Raw genomic sequence first — 17,404 nt, forward strand, 5'->3', positions numbered from 1 at the left:
CGACAGGGAGTACCACGATGCCCGGACGTACCGCCGCCAAGCTGGCCACCGTGACCGCAGTCATCGCCGCCTCGGTGCTGGCCGTGGCACCCACCGCCCACGCCGACCTGGTCACCCACTGCATCGGCACCGGCGGTGCGGTGACCGTGCCCAACGACCTGCTCGTTCCGGCCGGTGAGTCCTGCGCGCTGACCGGTACCACGATCACCGGCAACGTCACGGTCGCCGCAGGCGCCAACCTGGTGGTCACCGGTGGCCGGGTCAGCGGTGAGGTACGCGTCGCCGCCGACGGCTACCTCGACGCCACCGAGACGAGCGTCGACGGCCAGGTGGTGTTGGCCGCCGGCGGGTACGGGATCTACCTCTCCGACGCCCGGACCGGGGCCGTGACCGTGCGGCCGAAGGGCACGACGACAATCGACAGTTTCCTGTTCGCCGAGGCGGCGACGATCGCCGGGACCGTCACCGTCGGCGCCGGTGAGGTCCGGCTCGACCGGGGTACGCAGGTGGAACGCAACGTCAGCAGCACCGGCACCTACTACACCGACGTGCACGACTCGTTCGTCGACGGCACCCTCTCGGTGCTCAACAGCGCCACCGGCAGTGTCGTGTGCGGCAGCGCCGTCCGGGGTCGGGCCACGTTCGCCGGCAACCTCGGTGGCGTCCAACTTGGCCCGAACGGCGCCCTCGACAGCTGCGCCTCCGGCGGCTACTGGGGCGCGGACGTCAGCGTCACCAGCACCACCGGTGGTGTGAGCGTCGACGACAACATTATCAACGGTGGATTGACGGTGACGGGCAACAACCCGGCCGCCCAGGTGGCCGCGAACAACCGCATCCGCGGCGGAGTGACAGGCGACCAGGTCGCGCCGAGCGCCAACCGGGCGGCTCGGATGGCCGACGCCGACCGGGACGACGCCGGCGACCAGCGGGCGGAGACCCGTCGTACCTCGGCGGTGCAGGAGGCCACGGCGGCCGGCGCCGCGAAGCTCTAGAGGAGTAGATCCTGACCCCTGGCCGCGGCGGTGGGCGCAGCCAGCGGCCGGCGGCCGGCGGTGACAGTCGGTTACCTCGGTCGGGACGGATGCGGTAGTGAGCGGTATACCTCAGAGGTATGAATATGCCTCTGAGGTATACCGCTCATGAGCACCTCGGCATGGCGGGCCGGGCGAGAGCCTCCGCTCCTGGCGGGGAGGGCCATTACTGTTCGGTGCGGCCGTAGAAGGCGCTCGGGTCGTCGGCCAGGTCGCGGGCCGTGGAGTACACCTTGGCCGCGCCGCGTTCGAGCAGTTGTCGGGTGAAGTGCCGGCCGATGCCACGGTTGGCACCGGTGACCAGCGCGATCGAGCCTGAGATCTGCATGGTGTCCCCCGCTGTGATTCGACGTGACTCGGTACGCGACCTACGCTGGAACCTGACGTCGACGTGAGAGACAAGGTCGTGTGGCAGGGGTCACCGGCCATGGGGGAGGGGTCGTGCGGATCGGGGAACTCGCCAGCAGTACGGGTGTGTCGGTGCGCGCCCTGCGCTACTACGAGGAGCAGGCGCTGCTGATCCCCGCCCGGAGCGGCGGTGGCCAGCGCCACTACGACGAGGGGGCGGTCGACCGCGTCCAGCTCATCCAGACGCTGTACGCCGCAGGTCTGTCCAGCAGGACGATCCACGATCTGCTGCCCTGCGTCGACGCGAAGGTCAACACCCCGCAGTCCCGTGCCCTGCTGAACGCCGAACGCGACCGCATCGACCGGCAGATCGACCAACTCGTCCAGGTCAGGGCCCGACTCGACGCGGTGATCAGCTCCAGCGAGGCCCCGGCCAACGGCTGCGTTTATGCGGACACCACCCCGCAGTGATCGCCTCCGTGCTCAGTGCGCCCCGGCGACGGGCTGTCGGACGATCGCGGGCGGGGTGCCGGGGGTGAGGTCCGGGATGCCGTAGAGCTGGTCGAGCACCTGCATCGCGGCGCCGGCGGCGATGACGTCCGCGCCCAGGCCGGACAGCGTCACCATCGGGGCCAGCCAGTCCGCGCGCGGGACGTCGGTGCGGACGGCCCCCTCGACCGCGGGAAGGTAGACGTCCGCGTGGCGCAGCAGATCCGCGCCGGCCAGCACCACGTGGGCGAGGTCGAGGGTCTGGAGCAGGTTGACGACGCCGACGGCCAGGACGCGTGCCGCGCGGGGGATGTCGCCCGCCTCGATGGCACGCAGGTGCACGACCTCCAGGCAGCCGAGGCGTCCGCAGACGCAGCGGGGCCCGTCCAGGGCCACCACCGTGTGCCCGAACTCCCCGGCGTTTGTGTGCGCGCCCCGGTGGGCGGTGCCGCCCAGCCAGAAGCCACAGCCGATGCCGGACTCGACCATGATGAGCGCCGCGTCGCCGAACGTCGCGCCGTGCCGCCACGCCTCGGCGGTGATCCCGGCGGTCACGTCCTTGTCGAGGTGCACCGGCAGGCCCACGTGAGCCTCGGCCAGCTCCCGAAGCGGGACGTCGTGCCAGTGCCGCAGCCCGTGCGCGTCCCGGACCAACCCGTGGGCGTGGTCCAGTGGGCCGATCATGCCGATGCCCACGCCGGTCAGCCGGCTGCGCAGCTCGGTGCCGGCGGTGATCGCCTCGATGCCGACGGACAGGGCGTCGAGGAGTTGCTCGGGGGTGAAGTCGGCGGGCAGAGGGCTGACCATGGAGTGGTGCACGGTGCCGGCCAGGTCGACCAGGACCAGCCGCAGGGTGCGCCGGGCGACGTGCGCGCCGATCGCGTACCGGCTGTCGGGGACCAGCTCATAGACGACGGCGGGCTTGCCGATGCCCGGGCGGCGGACGCCGGCGGAACGGATCAGCCCGTCGGCGGTCAGGCGGGCGATGACCTTGGAGACCGCCTGTGGTGTCAGGCCGGTGGCGTGGACGACCGTGGAGCGCTCGAACGTCCGTACGGCGCGCCCCACGGCCATGACAAGCGCCTGGTTGTAGCCGCGCAGGAACGTCACGTCGGCTGTGGTGCGCGTCATCTCACCACCCTATTACGCAACGCTGTTGCTAAATTCGCTCGGTGAACGGACTGAGCAGAGGCCAGCGCCTGGCGGCGTTGGCGGCCCTGGCCCTGGGCGGAGTGGCGGTCGGCCTGACGGAGTTCGTGGCGATGGGTCTGCTGCCCGAGATGGCACGCGGGCTGCTCCCGCAGGAGTACGCCCGATCGTCGTCGGAAGCGGTCGCCCACGCCGGTTGGATGATCACCGCGTACGCCCTGGGCGTTGTCGTGGGCGCCCCGCTGATCGCCGCCCTCAGCGCGCGCCTGCCCCGCCGCAGGCTCGTCCTCGGGCTGCTGGTCCTCTTCGTCGTCGGCACCATCGCGTCCGCCACGGCGCCGACGTTCGAACTGGTGCTGGTGGCGCGGTTCGTGGCGGCGCTGCCCCACGGCGCGTACTTCGGCGCGGCCGGCCTGCTCGCGGCGACCCTGATGGGCCCCGGCAACGAGGCTCGGGGCTTCGCCACCGTGCTCGGCGGGCTGACCGTGAGCAACGTGGTGGGCGTACCGCTGATCACCCGGCTCGGGCAGGCGGTCGGCTGGCGTGCGGCGTACCTGGTGATCGCCGGGGTTTTCCTGCTCACGCTGCTCGCGGTGCTGGCGGTCGTCCCGGAGGTCGCCGCGGCGGCGGACGGCTCGCCGGCCGCCGAACTGCGCTCGCTGCGGACCTCGCAGGTGTGGCTGGTCGCCGCCACCGGGGCGATCGGCTTCGCCGGGTTCTTCGCTGTCGACTCCTACATCGCGCCGGTCACCACCGACGTCGCAGGTCTCTCCGCCGCGACCGTGCCGTGGGTGCTCGTTGCGGTGGGTCTCGGCATGACCGTCGGCAACGCCCTGGGCGGCTGGCTCGCCGACCGGGACCTGCGCCGCAGCATGATGATCGGCTTCGTCGCCATGATCGTCAGCATCGGTGTGTTCAGCCTCGTCGCGTCGAACCGGGTGGGTCTGTTCGTGGGCGCTTTCCTGGTCGGCGCGACGAGCCTCTACCTCGGTCCGGTCCTGCAGGCACGCCTGATCACTGTCGCGCCCGGGGCCCAACTGATGGGCGCGGCACTCAACCAGTCCGCCATGAACATCGCCAACAGCCTCGGCGCGGCGCTGGGCAGCGTCGCCATCGGCGCCGGGCTCGGCTATCTCGCGCCGGCCCGGGTGGGCCTGGTCCTGGCGGTCGTCGGGCTGGGCCTGGGAATCGTCAGCTTCGCCGCCGGACGTCGCCGCGACCGGGAACCGGCCGTCGTCGCGGGCTGACGGCCACCGCCGCCGATCAGGAGACCGCGGCGGCCAGGAAGTCGCCGACGGCGGCGCGGGCGGGATCGGGATTCGCCCAGGACCAGTTGGGGTGGGCCCGGTTGGTGAGCAGGGCGAGCACGAGCCTGCGGTCCGGGTCGACGAGGAACGAGGGGCCGGCGAAACCGGTGTGGCCGAAGGTGCGCGCGGACGCGAGCCGGCCCATGAACCAGGGCTGGTCGAGCACCACGCCGAGACCGTGGGCGGCCGTGCGGTGGGGGCGCTCGGGGTCGACGGCCGGCTTACCCGCGTTGTGGTTGGTGAGCATCCTGCGCACGGTGCCGGCGGCGAGGACCCGTCTGCCCCGGTAGGTGCCGCCGTCCAGGAGCATCTGGCCGATGGCGGCGAGGTCGGTCGCGCTGGCGAAGACCCCCGCGTGGCCGGCGACACCGCCGAGGTGGTTCGCGACGTCGTCGTGCACGGTTCCGCGCAGCAGGCCCCGGGACGACCTGGCGTCGGTCGCGACCATCCGGGTGGCCCGCGCGGCGCCGGACAGCCAGGTCGTGGGGTTGAAGCCGGTGTCGCGCAGGCCGAGCGGACCTGTGAGGTTGGCCTTGAGCGCCTGGTCGAGGCGTCTGCCGGTGACCTTCTCGACGATCTTGCCGGCGACCATGAGCCCCACGCTGGAATAGCGGAACGTCTTCCCGGGCACGGCGCCGGAGACCAGCGGGGTGGTGAGGACGGCGTTCCAGCGCGCGGTGTTGTCGGGCAGCCCGGTGACCTTTGCCCCCACCGGGAGACCGCTGGTGTGGGTGAGCAGCATCTCGACGGTGACGCCGTCCTTGCCGGCGCCGGTGAAGGCGGGCAGGTAGTCGCGGACCGGCGCGCCCAGCTCGACGCGACCCTTCTCGACCTGCTGCAGCAGCAGGATCGCGGTGTAGACCTTGGTGACCGAGGCGAGGTCGAACACGGAGTCGGGGCGCATCGCGACGCGTTGGCTCGCCGCGAGGAGTTTCGGGCCGGCCGCGTAGCGCAGCGCCTCCCCGACGGCGGTGTGCACAGCCGTCCGCCCGTCGACAAGCACGACGGCGACGGCGCCGGGAAAGCCGCGATGCTGGACGGTCTGCGGCGAGGCGGGCAGGTGACGCCGCAGCAGGGCCGTCAACTGCGGGGCGTACCGGGCCTGGTTGGCCGCCGTGGCTCCGCCGCCGGCCGACGGGGAGGCGCCCGGAGTGCCCGACGCCTGGGTGTTCCCGGCCGCGCCGAACCCCACCCGGTTTCCCGCGGCGTCGGTGGCGGTCGCCGCGTCGCCGGGGTCGGCCACGCCCAGGCCCGGGCCGCCGCTGTCACCGCAGCCGGTGAGGGCGCCGGTCGCGGCGGCGAGGCCAGCTCCGAGCAGGGTACGACGTGCGACAGGCATGCCGGTGATGCTGACAGGACCGAGGCGGGCGCGCCAGCCTCGCTCAGCCGAACGTCGACCGCGTCCAGCGCCATGGTTGGTGTCTGACACCCGGGCGGACGTGTCGGGTCGACGGTCGCCGCTGTGCAACGATCGGTGCCACACCTCGTACCCCTTGGAGAGCACGATGTCCCTCTCCCCGGTTCGGGTCTTCGCCGCGCTGAACGCCGTGCGACCCCCCGACCAGCCGACCCCTCGCCTGGGTAAGGCGGTGGTGGTCGGCGGCAGTGTCGCCGGCCTCCTGGCCGCCCGGGTCCTGTCCGACCACGCGCAGAGCGTGGTCCTCCTCGACCGGGACGACCCGCACCTGAGCGGCGCCCGGCCCGGCGTGCCACAGGGGACGCAGCTGCACGCGCTGCTGCCCGGCGGCCTGCTCCAGCTCGAGCAGCTGTTCCCCGGCTTCCGTCAGCAGGCGCTGGCCCACGGGGCGATCGAGGCGCCGCCCGCCGCCCGGCGCAGCTACCTCGACGGCAGGCGGAAGGTTGTCGTACCGGACGACGACGACAGCCTGGCGGGCAGCCGGCCCCTCCTGGAGGGGCTGATCCGCCAGCAGGTGCTCCGGCTGCCAAACGTCAAGACGGTCACCGGCCGTGCCACGGGTCTCGTGTTCGACGGCGACGCGGTCACCGGTGTTCGGTGCGAGGTCGATCAGGTGCCCGGCGTCGAGGTCGCCGACCTGGTGGTGGACGCCATGGGTCGGTCCAGCCGGCTCTCCGACTGGCTGGAGCAGGCCGGCTGGGAACGGCCCACCACCCGTCGGATGGCCGTGCACCTCAACTACGCGACAGCCCTGTTCCGCCGCCCCGAGCAGACTCCGGAGGCGACAGTCGTCCTGGCCCTGCACACCCCGCGGACCATGACGGACGTCGCCGGCGCCGCCTTCTTCGCCATCGAGGACGGCCGGTGGATGGCGATGATGGCCGGCTACGGGAAGGACCGGCCGGGACGCACCGCCGACGACTTCGTCAGACGGCTGCGGGAGCAGTTCCCGCCGGAGTTCGGCGAGGTCGCCGGGCAGGAGATGCTCGGCGACGTCCAGACCTACCACCACGCCGACAGCCGCCGGCGGGACTTCCACGCGCTGCGGCGGTTCCCGGCGCGGCTGGTAAGCGTCGGTGACGCCGTCGCGTCGTTCAACCCGGTGTACGGGCAGGGGATGACGGCGGCGGCCCTGCACGCGGCCTGCCTGTCGGCGTACCTTCTCTCCGATCCGGACCTGAGCGCTCCCGCCCGCCACTTCCTCGACCTGCAGAAGGTAGTGGTCGACGCCGCCTGGTCGACCTCGACCTCCGCCGACCTGGCGCTGCCGCACGTCGACGGGCCCTACCCGCGCGGCTACCGGGTCTCCAGCTGGGTCAGCCGGCAGATCCTCACGGCGACAGTCACGGACGTGGCGATCGCCCGCCGGTTCAACGAGGTCGTCTCCCTGCGGGAGCATCCGCTGTCGCTTGCCAACCCCGGCGTGATCCTGGGCGCCCTGCGCGCGAACCGCCGAGCCGGCTAGCCCGCAGTCCCGCGCAGGATGTCGACGACGAAGCGGTGGTCGTCCAGCTGCGGGAGCCCGGAGACGCCCATCCAGCCCACGACGCCGGTGCCACGGACGCGCAGTGGCACGGCGCCTCCGGCCGCGGCGTAGCGTGCGGCCGGTAGGCCGAACTTCTCGGTGAGCGTCGTCTGCTTGTCCTGGCAGAGCCGGGCCATGTAGAGCGACGAGTGCTCGAACCGCATCACCACGCGCCCCTTGCGGCGCAGCCACCCGTCGTTGTCCGCCGTCGAGCCCGGAAGGCCACAGTGGAACAACTGCCGTCCGGTCCGCCAGACGCCTACGGAGATCGGGAGCCTCCGTTCCGCGGCGGCGGTGACGGCCCGCACACCCAACTCGTACGCGTCGGTCTCGGTCAGGCCCGCGAGCTCCAACGCGTCCTCCTCGCGCTGGAGCTCGTCCAGCGTCGGCCACTGGTCAGATGACATGCGTTTCTCCTCGTCGAGTGTCGTTCACCAGGCGCAGGGCGCGTAGTCCTTCAGGAAACAGCCGTACAGGTCCTCGCCCAGCTCGCCGCGGACGATCGGGTCGTACACTCGGGCCGCGCCGTCGACGAGGTCGAGCGGGGCGTGGAACCCCTCGTCGGCCAGCCGCATCTTCGTCGGGTGGGGCCGCTCGTCGGTGATCCAACCGGTGTCGACGCTTGTCATCAGGATGCCGTCGGTAAGCATCTCCTGGGCGCTGGTGCGGGTCAGCATGTTCAGCGCGGCCTTGGCCATGTTGGTGTGCGGGTGCCCGGGCCCCTTGTAGCCACGGCCGAACTGGCCCTCCATCGCCGAGACGTTCACCACGTACTTGCGGCGTGCCGGTGCGGCGGCCATCGCCGGGCGCAGTCGGCTGACAAGCACGAAGGGGGCGGTGACGTTGCACAGCTGCACCTCGAGCAGCTCGACCGGGTCGACCTCCTGCACCCGCTGCACCCAGCTGTTCACCGAGTCGAGGTCCGGCACGAGGCCGCCGGCGTCGATGGCTGTGGACGCCGCGATCCGCTCCGGCGAGGCGGAGCCGCTCGTCAATGCCAACGCGGTGAGCGCGTGCGGGGTGAGGGCAGTCGACTCCGTGCCGGCGGTCAGGCTCCCCGCCGGGCCACCCGGAGCGGTCGGCTTGGCGAACGTGATCAGCTCCGGCAGGGGACCGTCCGGCAGCGCCGCGGCCTCCGCGGCGACGAGCTGGGCGTACGCCCCGGGCGAGCGGCGGACGGTCTGCGCCGCGTTGTTGATCAGGATGTCGAGGGGGCCCTGGCTGCTGACCGAGTCGGCGAGGGCGATCACCTGGGCGGGGTCGCGCAGGTCGATCCCGACGATCCGCAGGCGGTGCAGCCAGTCCCCACTGTCGGGCATCGCGGCGAAGCGGCGGACCGCGTCGTGCGGGAACCGCGTGGTCACAGTCGTGTGCGCGCCGTCGCGCAGCAGCCGCAGCGCGATGTACATGCCGATCTTGGCCCGGCCGCCGGTGAGCAGCGCGCGCCGGCCGGTCAGGTCGGTACGCGCGTCGCGGCGCTCCCGGTTCAGCGCGGCGCAGGACGGGCAGAGCTGGTGGTAGAAGGCGTCCACCTCGCGGTAGCGCTGCTTGCAGACGTAGCAGCCGCGCGGGTTGTGCAGGAACCCCGCAGTCGTGCCGGTGGTGGGGGAGGCGAGTGGGATGCCCTGGGTCTCGTCGTCGATCCGGCCGGGCGCGCCGGTGGCCGTGGCCTCCGTCACCGCCCGGTCGGCAGCCAGGACGGCGTCGCGCCGCTCCTCGCGTCGCCGCTGCTTGATCACCTTGTAGAGCTTCGCGGTGGCGCGCTGCACCCGCACCACGTCGGGGTGGTCGGGAGGAAGGGCCTCCAACGCCTCGAAGACGCTGAGACAGGTCTCCAGCCGGTTCCGGTCAATGCCGTCCTGACCGTTTTGGGCGATCTTGTCCACTGTCATGCGTCGTTGTCTCGTCCCGTTTCCTGTGCCGGATTCCGCCGGCCCACCCCAAGTCCGACCCGAAACTGTACGCACCACGCCGTCCCGGACGCATCCCGCGCCGCGCCGCCCGCCCGGGATGACCCTCGCGCCGTCGGACACCCTGCTCGGTGCCGTGGTTGGCGTGGGGGATGCTGGTGGCGTGCAGATCACCATCCTCGGCCCCCTCGCCGTCGACGGCCGGCCGGTCCGGGGCGAGCGGTTGGCGGCGGTGCTCCGCGCGCTCGTCGACGCGCGTGGCCGGGCGGTCTCCACAAGCCTGCTCGTGGACGCGGTGTGGGACGGGACGCCGCCCGACGACGCGACAGGCGCCGTGCAGGCGCTCGTGTCCCGCGTACGCCGTCTCGGGCTGCCCGTGGTGGCCGTGCCCGGGGGATACCGCCTGCCCGCCGACGAGGTAAGCGTCGACGCCGTCGAGGCGCGGGCGCTCGTCGATCGGGGGCGTGCCGCCCTGCGGGCCGGTGACGCGCGGACGGCCCGCGACTCGGCCGACCGGGCCCGTGCCCTGTTCCCCGAGGTCCCGGAGATCGTCACCGCCGAGGACGCCCGCCTGTTCACCGACGTCGCCGCGCTGCGCGCCGAGGCGGCGCTCGCCGGTGCCGGGCCGTACGACGAGACCGACCTGCGCCGGCTCGTCGCCCGGACGCCCCCGGACGAGCCGTCCGCGGCCCTGCTCGTGCGCGTGCTCGCCGCGCAGGGGCGGGAGGCCGAGGCGTTGGAGGTGGTCGAACGCCTCCGTGACGACCTGGCCGAGCGCTACGGCACCGACCCGTCACCCGTGCTCAGCCAGGCGCACCTGGCGCTGCTGCGTGGCGAGCTCACCGCGCCGGCCGTCGTCGCGCCACCCCGCCCGCCGGTGCGGGTCGCCCTGCCCGCCGCGTGGCGTCGGCCGATGACCGCCCTCGTCGGCCGCGAGCGCGACGTCGAGGCCCTGGACGCGGCGCTCGACGAGTCCGCCCTCGTGACGATCGTGGCGTCCGGAGGCGCGGGCAAGACCCGCCTCGCGGCCGAGGTCACACGGCGCACGGCGGCGGCCGGGCAGGCGGTACGCGTGGTCGAGCTGGCCGGTCTGCGCTCGCCCGACGAGGTGCTGCCCACGGTGCTCGCGGCGCTCGGTGGCGCGGACACCTCGACGACCGGCGGCAACCTGGGCCTCGAACGGCGGGTGCTCAGCCCCGAGGAGCGGTTACGGGCCCTGGCGCCGGACCTCGACGGGCTGGTCGTGCTGGACAACTGCGAACACGTTCTCGACGCGGTGGCAGTCGTGGTCGCCGACCTGCTCGCGGTGAGCGCGCCGGAGGTAGCGGTGCTCGCGACCAGTCGTGCGCCGCTGGGCCTCGCCGGCGAGTGGGTGCACCGACTGACCGCCCTGCCGGACTCCGACGCGCTCGAACTGATCGAGTCCCGGGCGCGGGCCGGCGGCGCGGTGCCGACCTGGGACACCACGCGCGCTCTCGCACTGTGCAACCGGCTCGACAACCTGCCGCTGGCCCTCGAACTGGCCGCCGCGCGACTGCGGCACATGCCGATCGACGACGTGCTCGCCGGTCTCACCGACCGGTTCGCGCTGCTCGACGACGCGCTGCGGGGCCTGCCGGAACGCCACGCGAGCCTGTGGGCGATGGTCGACTGGAGCCGGGAACTGCTCGCCCCCGACGACCGCACGCTGCTCGAGCGGGTCGCGGTCATCCCCGCGCCGTTCACCGCGGACCTCGCCGCCGCGGTCGCGCAGACCCCGGACGTACGGCGAGGGCTGGCACGGCTCGTCGAGCAGTCCCTGCTGACCCTGGTCGAGGGGGACGGTCCGCCCCGCTACCGGATGCTGGAGACCGTCCGCGAGTACGGCGAGGCCCGTCTGGACGCGTCCGGTGACCGGGCCGCGGCGATGGCCGGTCTCCTCGGCTGGGCCCGGGACGAGGCGGTCGGGCTGGCCGGTCGCCTCGTGGGCCCCGGCCAGGTCGAGGCGCTCGACCGCTGCGCCGTCGAACAGGACAACCTGGTCGCCGGCCTGCGGTGGGCGGTGGAGCAGGACGACGAGCCGGCCGTCATCGACGTCGCCACCGCGCTGCTGCACCTCTGGACGGTGCGCGGCCTGCACCTGGAGGTCCTCGTGTGGGCGCGCGGCCTGCTGCACGTCGACGATCCGCAGCGGCGTCGGCGCTCGGCGATCCTGCGGGGCCGGGACAGCGGCCGACCGTTGCCGCACGGCGACCGGCTCGCGTGGACGTGTGTGTTGATAAGCGTGAACAGCGGCATCAGCGCCGACCTGCGGCCCGCCGTGCTCGCTCGGCGTGCCCTGCGGACGCTGCTCGCGCAACGGCCCGCCGAGGTGTCGCCGCGGTTGACCGCGTTCGCTGTGGCGTTGCCCGGCTTCGACAAGTCCGACCTGGACCAGAGCCTGAAGAGCGCGACCGAGATGATCGCGCACCCGGACCCGTACGTGCAGGCGCTCGGCCTGATCGCCCGCGCGGCGGTACGGGAGAACGGCGGCCTGGCGGAGGCGTCGATCGACGACGCCGAGCAGGCGTACCACCGCTTCGAGATCGCGGGCGACCACTGGGGCATGGCGATGGCCGCGGGCGCCGTCGGGCAGTTCCTGCTGCCCGGCCGGGAGGGGCGGTCGGCCGAGTGGCTGGCGCGCAGCGTCCGACACATGGAGCTGGTCGGCGCCCAGCAGGACGCGCGGTCGATCCGGGTGCGGCTGGACGTGCAGCTCGCCCTGGCCGGTGACGTCGAGGCGGAACGGCGACTCGGTGAGACGGCGACACCGGGCCAGGCCGAGCAGATGGACGTCGCGCAGGCGCTTCTCGGCCTGGCGCACCTCGCCTGGCAGCGCGAACGCTACGACGACGTGCTCGCCCACGCCGACGCGGTGAACCGTGCCCTCGCCGGCTGGACCGGACCGCCACCGCAGCCGCGGGTGATGCTCCGTACCTCGGTGGCGGTCCTGTACCTGCGGGTGGCCGACGCGCGGCCGGCGTCGAGCATCGACGCCGCCGCCCAGGCGGCCGCGTTGCTGGCGCTCGCCCGCGACGACGCGCTCACCTCGAAGGACCTGCCGGTCATCGGGGCGTGGGCGTCGGGCGGCGCGGAACTCGCCGCGTACCGGGACGACATCGAGACCACCCGCGAGCTGTCCGCGCTCGCGAAGCGGCTCGGCACGCACATGGAGCTCTTCTTCCCGACCAGCGGACGCAGCGAACGACTCGACGCCGCCCTCGGGAACGAGGAGCAGCGTGAGTCGTTGCTGGCCGCGTGGCGCGAGCGGCCGGTGGCCGCAGCCGTCACCCGGATCCGCGAACTGATGGAGGACCTGCTCGTCTAGATCAGATCTTCTTGCGGTACGCGCGCAGCGCCAGTGGCATGAACACCGCCACGAAGCCGGCGCACCAGGCGAGGGTCCACCACACGTGCGTGTCGAGCGGGGTGCCGAGGAACAGCCCGCGTACCGACGCCACCAGGTGGGTCATCGGATTGACGTCCACGAAGGCCTGCATCCAGCCGGGCAGGGTGTCCGCGCCGACGAACACGTTGGACGCGAAGCTCAACGGCATGATCAGCGCGAACATCAGGCCCTGCACGGCGCCGGGGGTGCGCACCTTCATCGACACGTAGACGGGCAGCCAGCTCAGGCAGAGCGCGAACAGCACCGCGAGCAGGCATCCGGCGATCGCCCGGAACGGGTCGGTGTCGATCCGGAAACCCATCAGGTAACCGATGGCGAGGGTCGAGACTGTGACGATCACGTACCGGACGACGTCGCCCAGGACCGCGCCCACCAGCGGCGCGGAGCGGGGGATCGGCAGGGACCGGAACCGGTCGAAGATGCCCTTGGCGATGTCGGTGTTGAGGTTGACGCCGATCGCGATGGCCCCGGTGGCGATGGTCTGCGCCAGGATTCCGGGCAGCAGGAACTGCAGGTAGTCGTGGGTGGATCCGGCGACCGCGCCGCCGAAGACGTAGACGAAGATGATGAGGAACAGCACCGGTTGCAGCGTGACGTCGATAAGTGCCTCGGGCGTCCGCCAGGTCTTGATGAGACTGCGCTTGGCGAGTGCCAACGAGTGCCGTACGAGCCGGAACGGTCGCGGGTTCACCGCGGCCGTCGACAGGACGGGGTTCGTGGCGGGTGGTGTGCCGACCAGGGTGCTCATGCCGCTACCTCCACGCGCGAAGTGGTGTCGTCCTCGGATGCCGTACGCCCGGTGAGGGTGAAGAACACCTCGTCGAGGCTCGGCAGGTGCAGGGAGAGTTCGGTGACGGAGATGCCGACGGCGGCGAACCGCGCGACGCTCTCGGTCAGGGCCGTGTCGTCGGTGACCGGCACCGCGAGCACGCCCTTGCGGATCTCGTCGGCCTGCGCGCCGGAGCCGACCTCGGACAGGATCGTGGCGATCCTCGGCAGGTCCGCGAGGTTGGACGGCCGGACCTCAAGCGTCTGCCCGCCGACCACCCGCTTGAGCCCTTCGGGGGTGTCGTGGGCGATGACCCGCCCGTGGTCGATCACCGTGATCGCGTCGGCGAGCGCGTCGGCCTCCTCCAGGTACTGGGTGGTGAGCAGCACGGTCGAGCCGTTGGTGACAAGCGTCCGGACCACGTCCCACATGTCCTCGCGCTTGGCCGGGTCCAGCCCGGTCGTCGGCTCGTCCAGGAAGATCACGTCGGGGGAGCCGACGAGGCTGGCGGCCAGGTCCAGCCGCCGCCGCATGCCCCCGGAGTAGGTCTTGGCCTGCCGGTTCGCGGCGTCGGTCAGGTCGAACCAGTCCAGCAGTTCGGCGGCCCGTCGGCGGGCGCCGGCGCGACCGAGCTCCAGCAGCGTGCCGAACAGCTCCAGGTTCTGCCGCCCGGTCAGGTCCTCGTCGACCGAGGCGTACTGGCCGGTGAGGCCGATGCTCTGCCGGACCCGCTCGGCGTCGCGGACGACGTCGAAGCCGCCGATGCGGGCGCTGCCGGAGTCCGGGGTGAGCAGCGTGGAGAGGATGCGGACGGCGGTGGTCTTGCCCGCGCCGTTGGGGCCGAGCACGCCGAGCACGGTCCCTCGGGGTACGGCGAGGTCCACGCCCTGCAACGCCCTCGTCTTCCCGAATGTCTTGACGAGGCCCTCGGCCTCGATCACCAGGTCGGTTGTCATGCCGCATAGCGTGCGCCGGTCGCCTGACACCGCGCCGACACGGCACCGACACCCCCGTCGACACGGGCTGACACCGGGACCGGGGCTGCCGGCGGGGCGACCGACGGCCCGGGGTGGCGATATGCTGGCCATGGCAGAGCGCCTGCCCGAGCCCGATGTGGTGGCCCACGCCCGACCACATGTTTGGGGCCAAGAGTCGCCGACTCCGCGCCGTCGTGTCGACCATCGGTGTGTCCGTCACGCCGCCCGTTCGGTGAGGTGCGTGGGGCTGCACCGGAGGCGCCATGTCTGATCACCACCCCCACCGCACCCCGACCCCGGGACGTGCCCGTAAGCGCGCCATCCGGGAACAGGCGGCCCGTGCCGGCGTCGCCTACTCGGTGGCCGCCCGGCACCTCGAGTCGCTCGGGCTGCGGCCCGGCGAGACCCTCGCCACATTCGGTCGGACGATCTATCCGGTCGGCTCCGACCCGCACCGCCAACTGCTCGTCGAACGCCGTGAGCGGCGCTCGTTCGAGGAGCGGGTGACGGACACGCGGCGGGCCGCGGCCCTGCCGACCGGCCGTGCCCAGCACCTCGTCGACCGTTTCCCGCCCAGTCGGGGACGTGCGGGCACCGGGGTGGGCGCGCTCTATCACGGCGACGGTCGCACGGAACTGCTCGCGATGCTCTACCTCGTGGTCGCGGCCGAGTCGCCGGGGCTGCTGCCCGACGTGGGGGATCTGGTCTGGATCGCGGAGTTGGGCGAGGACACCGCCCTCGACACGGCCTGCGCCGAGGTCGACCGCGAGGCCCGCCGCCTGCTCGACAGGGAGCCGGTGTCGCTCTGGTCGATGATCGAGAAGGCGCTGGTCCGCGCCGAGGGCGGCCCGGACTGGCCGGTCCGCGAGGAGGCGATCCGGTACGCGGCGCTCCTGCGGGCGATGATGACCCCACGGGTGGGGCCGGCGGGCGAGCCGTACGTGGCGGGGTTGCCCGTCACCGGTGTGCGCCAGATCCTCGACACGCTGCTGATCGTGGCCGACGACGGGCATGCTCCGGGCACCCGGGTACGCCTGCTCGACCAGTCGAACGGAACGGGGACGGCCACGATTGTCGGCGCCCGTTGGGGTTCGTCCGGTCCGCCGGTGGGCTATCTCGTGTGGCTCGACGGTGCGAAGGCGCCGCTGGTGGCCCGCGCCGACGAGCTGGTCGTCCTGGCTGCCCAGGAGTCCGTCCCACGGTGAGGCGGGACGTCCAGCGGCGGGATGTCCGCGCCCGGGACTTGAAATCCTACCTGTCTGATAGGAAAATCGATTCATGCTGCTTGTTCGGCTGTTCACCTCCCGCCGAGTCGTCGACCTGATGAGGGTCGCGGCGCAGCTCTGTCCGGCGGCGCCCAGCCCGGCCTGAGCGGGCCGCCCCTGCCGCCTGGACCCATCCCTCGGGAGGAACGCCATGACGTCGTCCACCGACGACCCGACCGACGCCGACGCCGACGCGCTGCGGACGTTGCTGCGCCACCAGGCCAGCACCGTCACGGTGGTCACCGCCCCCGGCGCACCGCCGGTCGGCTTCACCGCGACCTCGTTCACCTCGGTGTCGCTGACGCCACCGATCGTCTCGTTCTGTCTGAACCTCGGCTCGTCGAGCTGGCCGACGCTGGCGCGGGCCCGACACGTGGCGGTGCACCTGCTCTCCCACGACCAGCCCGAGCTGGCCCGGACCTTCGCCACCAGCGGCATCGACAGGTTCGCCGCGCCCACCCGGTGGCGGCCGGGTCCGCAGGGGGTGCCGATTCTCGACGGCACCCTGGCCTGGCTCCTGTGCCGGGTCGTCGATCGGGTGCCCGTCGGCGACCACGTCGTGGTGTTGGCCGAACCGGAACTGCTCCGCCACGCCGACGTGGGCTCGCCGTTGCTCTATCACCGAGGCCGCTACGCAGGTCTCGCGGACACCGCGGACGGCCCGGCCCGTCGCGTCGCCGCCTGACGGAGGCGGGGCCACGAATGCCCGGACCGGCCGCGAGTTGACCGGAGCGCCGGCCCGACCACGACCCGGGAGGATGCCATGCGTGCCATCGTCGCCGCACCGGACGCTGTCGACGGGTTCCGGGTGGCGGAGGTTCCCGACCCCGTACCCGGGCCGGGGCAGGTGCTCGTCGAGGTGCGGCACGCAGCCGTCAACGCCGGCGAGGTCCGCCACGTCGACGCCTGGCCGGTCGGCAGCGTGCTCGGCCACGACGCCGCCGGTCACGTGCTGCGCGGCCCCGAGGACGGCTCCGGGCCCCGCGCGGGTGACCGCGTGCTCGCCTTCGGGCCGGGCGCCTGGGCGCAGCGCGCGGTGTTCGAGGTGGACAGCGTCGCGGTGGTTCCCCCCGCCGTCGACCTGGCCGAGGTGGCCGCGCTGCCGATGGTCGGCCTCACCGCGTTGCGCACGCTGCGGGCGTCCGGCCCGCTGCGCGGCCGCCGGGTGCTGGTCACCGGCGCGTCCGGAGGAGTGGGCCGGGTGGCGGTCCAGCTCGGCCGGCACGCCGGCGCGTACGTGCTCGCGGCGGTCGGCTCGGCGGCGCGGGGCGAGGGACTGGCCGCGCTCGGCGCCGACGAGGTGATCGTCGGCCTCGATGGCGGCGTCGCGCCCGTCGACGTGGTGCTGGAGACCGTGGGCGGCGCCCAGTTGGTGACCGCGTGGGGTCTGCTGGCGCCCGGTGGGGTGCTGCACAGCATCGGCTGGGCATCCGGTGCGCCGGCCGTCTTCCCGGTGAACTCGACCTTCGCCCCGGGTGCCGCGCGAACACTGCGGTCCTTCGGCGACACGTCGGCGCCGGCGGCGGATCTGGCGCTGCTGGTGGACCTCGTGGCTCGGGGAGTGCTGCGGGCGCCCATCGGCTGGCGTGGCTCGTGGCAGCGCCTCGGGGAGGCGGTCGGCGCGCTGCGGGAGCGTCGGGTGCCGGGAAAGATCCTGCTCGATCTGGACTGAACCCGACGTCGGACGGCTGCCCGGTGGGCCGGTCCCGGCTTGCGTGCGGGTCCGGGCCGGCCCACCGGACACAATCCCTGTAAATCCTATAGCTTTAGTAGGCATTGCGTCAACG

14 protein-coding genes and 1 pseudogene are annotated in these 17,404 nt (G+C 72.9%); 8 read left to right on the forward strand and 7 right to left on the reverse strand.

All coding sequences use genetic code 11. The annotated features are described in order from the left end of the window. Positions 1–17: 17 nt before the first annotated feature. Positions 18–995: a hypothetical protein gene (locus tag ACLQ26_RS20705; RefSeq protein ID WP_425745995.1), complete on the forward strand. Its 978-nt coding sequence runs from the start codon at positions 18–20 to the stop codon at positions 993–995. Between the two features lie 250 nt (positions 996–1,245). On the opposite strand, the pseudogene ACLQ26_RS20710 reads toward ACLQ26_RS20705, so the two are convergent. Next, positions 1,246–1,362, reverse strand: a pseudogene (locus tag ACLQ26_RS20710) (short-chain dehydrogenase); the annotation flags it as partial. A gap of 113 nt (positions 1,363–1,475) precedes the next feature. On the opposite strand from ACLQ26_RS20710, the gene ACLQ26_RS20715 reads away from it, so the two are divergent. Next, complete coding sequence (locus ACLQ26_RS20715) at positions 1,476–1,853, forward strand: MerR family transcriptional regulator (protein WP_425745996.1); 378 nt, start codon at positions 1,476–1,478, stop codon at positions 1,851–1,853. A 12-nt stretch (positions 1,854–1,865) separates the two neighbouring features. Here ACLQ26_RS20715 and ACLQ26_RS20720 read toward each other — a convergent pair whose 3' ends face one another. After that, positions 1,866–3,002, reverse strand: coding sequence for an ROK family protein (locus ACLQ26_RS20720; RefSeq protein ID WP_425745997.1), 1,137 nt, complete (start codon positions 3,000–3,002; stop codon positions 1,866–1,868). A 41-nt stretch (positions 3,003–3,043) separates the two neighbouring features. On the opposite strand from ACLQ26_RS20720, the gene ACLQ26_RS20725 reads away from it, so the two are divergent. Beyond that, positions 3,044–4,267: an MFS transporter gene (locus ACLQ26_RS20725; protein WP_425745998.1), complete on the forward strand. Its 1,224-nt coding sequence runs from the start codon at positions 3,044–3,046 to the stop codon at positions 4,265–4,267. Positions 4,268–4,283: 16 nt separating this feature from the next. On the opposite strand, the gene ACLQ26_RS20730 is transcribed toward ACLQ26_RS20725, so the two are convergent. Further along, positions 4,284–5,666, reverse strand: coding sequence for a serine hydrolase domain-containing protein (locus ACLQ26_RS20730; RefSeq protein ID WP_425745999.1), 1,383 nt, complete (start codon positions 5,664–5,666; stop codon positions 4,284–4,286). 166 nt (positions 5,667–5,832) lie between these two features. On the opposite strand from ACLQ26_RS20730, the gene ACLQ26_RS20735 reads away from it, so the two are divergent. Next, positions 5,833–7,209: an FAD-dependent oxidoreductase gene (locus ACLQ26_RS20735; protein ID WP_425746000.1), complete on the forward strand. Its 1,377-nt coding sequence runs from the start codon at positions 5,833–5,835 to the stop codon at positions 7,207–7,209. Here ACLQ26_RS20735 and ACLQ26_RS20740 read toward each other — a convergent pair. Both ACLQ26_RS20740 and ACLQ26_RS20745 read right to left on the reverse strand, forming a co-directional pair. Further along, positions 7,206–7,676: a heme-degrading domain-containing protein gene (locus ACLQ26_RS20740; protein ID WP_425746001.1), complete on the reverse strand. Its 471-nt coding sequence runs from the start codon at positions 7,674–7,676 to the stop codon at positions 7,206–7,208. The genes ACLQ26_RS20735 and ACLQ26_RS20740 overlap by 4 nt on opposite strands. A gap of 24 nt (positions 7,677–7,700) precedes the next feature. Further along, a complete protein-coding gene (locus ACLQ26_RS20745; protein WP_425746002.1) occupies positions 7,701–9,161 on the reverse strand; it encodes an SDR family NAD(P)-dependent oxidoreductase in 1,461 nt (486 codons plus the stop codon). Between the two features lie 181 nt (positions 9,162–9,342). On the opposite strand from ACLQ26_RS20745, the gene ACLQ26_RS20750 reads away from it, so the two are divergent. Continuing rightward, on the forward strand, positions 9,343–12,525 hold the full coding sequence (locus ACLQ26_RS20750; protein WP_425746003.1) for a BTAD domain-containing putative transcriptional regulator: 3,183 nt from the start codon (positions 9,343–9,345) through the stop codon (positions 12,523–12,525). 1 nt (position 12,526) lies between these two features. On the opposite strand, the gene ACLQ26_RS20755 is transcribed toward ACLQ26_RS20750, so the two are convergent. Both ACLQ26_RS20755 and ACLQ26_RS20760 read right to left on the reverse strand, forming a co-directional pair. Then, complete coding sequence (locus tag ACLQ26_RS20755) at positions 12,527–13,354, reverse strand: ABC transporter permease (RefSeq protein WP_425746004.1); 828 nt, start codon at positions 13,352–13,354, stop codon at positions 12,527–12,529. Beyond that, positions 13,351–14,331, reverse strand: coding sequence for an ATP-binding cassette domain-containing protein (locus ACLQ26_RS20760; protein ID WP_425746005.1), 981 nt, complete (start codon positions 14,329–14,331; stop codon positions 13,351–13,353). The genes ACLQ26_RS20755 and ACLQ26_RS20760 overlap by 4 nt, the downstream gene beginning before the upstream one ends. A 284-nt stretch (positions 14,332–14,615) precedes the next feature. Here ACLQ26_RS20760 and ACLQ26_RS20765 point away from each other — a divergent pair, with 284 nt between their 5' ends. From ACLQ26_RS20765 to ACLQ26_RS20775, 3 genes are all read left to right on the forward strand, one after another. Then, positions 14,616–15,557, forward strand: coding sequence for a hypothetical protein (locus ACLQ26_RS20765; protein ID WP_425746006.1), 942 nt, complete (start codon positions 14,616–14,618; stop codon positions 15,555–15,557). A 211-nt stretch (positions 15,558–15,768) separates the two neighbouring features. Next, complete coding sequence (locus tag ACLQ26_RS20770; RefSeq protein WP_425746007.1) at positions 15,769–16,302, forward strand: flavin reductase family protein; 534 nt, start codon at positions 15,769–15,771, stop codon at positions 16,300–16,302. A gap of 78 nt (positions 16,303–16,380) precedes the next feature. Next, positions 16,381–17,289 (forward strand): zinc-binding dehydrogenase, encoded by a 909-nt coding sequence (locus ACLQ26_RS20775; RefSeq protein ID WP_425746008.1) that lies wholly within the window; start codon positions 16,381–16,383, stop codon positions 17,287–17,289. The last annotated feature ends 115 nt before the right edge of the window (positions 17,290–17,404 follow it).

This window comes from Micromonospora sp. DT43 (genome assembly GCF_049841645.1).
Lineage (GTDB): Bacteria > Actinomycetota > Actinomycetes > Mycobacteriales > Micromonosporaceae > Micromonospora.

What these genes read in the sequence shown, in the direction of transcription:
- ACLQ26_RS20705 (WP_425745995.1), top strand. Translation starts at nt 18, where the DNA reads ATGCCCGGACGTACCGCCGCCAAGCTGGCCACCGTGACCGCAGTCATC.
- ACLQ26_RS20720 (WP_425745997.1), bottom strand. Translation starts at nt 3,002, where the DNA reads ATGACGCGCACCACAGCCGACGTGACGTTCCTGCGCGGCTACAACCAG.
- ACLQ26_RS20730 (WP_425745999.1), bottom strand. Translation starts at nt 5,666, where the DNA reads ATGCCTGTCGCACGTCGTACCCTGCTCGGAGCTGGCCTCGCCGCCGCG.
- ACLQ26_RS20735 (WP_425746000.1), top strand. Translation starts at nt 5,833, where the DNA reads ATGTCCCTCTCCCCGGTTCGGGTCTTCGCCGCGCTGAACGCCGTGCGA.
- ACLQ26_RS20740 (WP_425746001.1), bottom strand. Translation starts at nt 7,676, where the DNA reads ATGTCATCTGACCAGTGGCCGACGCTGGACGAGCTCCAGCGCGAGGAG.
- ACLQ26_RS20745 (WP_425746002.1), bottom strand. Translation starts at nt 9,161, where the DNA reads ATGACAGTGGACAAGATCGCCCAAAACGGTCAGGACGGCATTGACCGG.
- ACLQ26_RS20755 (WP_425746004.1), bottom strand. Translation starts at nt 13,354, where the DNA reads ATGAGCACCCTGGTCGGCACACCACCCGCCACGAACCCCGTCCTGTCG.
- ACLQ26_RS20760 (WP_425746005.1), bottom strand. Translation starts at nt 14,331, where the DNA reads ATGACAACCGACCTGGTGATCGAGGCCGAGGGCCTCGTCAAGACATTC.
- ACLQ26_RS20765 (WP_425746006.1), top strand. Translation starts at nt 14,616, where the DNA reads ATGTCTGATCACCACCCCCACCGCACCCCGACCCCGGGACGTGCCCGT.
- ACLQ26_RS20770 (WP_425746007.1), top strand. Translation starts at nt 15,769, where the DNA reads ATGACGTCGTCCACCGACGACCCGACCGACGCCGACGCCGACGCGCTG.
- ACLQ26_RS20775 (WP_425746008.1), top strand. Translation starts at nt 16,381, where the DNA reads ATGCGTGCCATCGTCGCCGCACCGGACGCTGTCGACGGGTTCCGGGTG.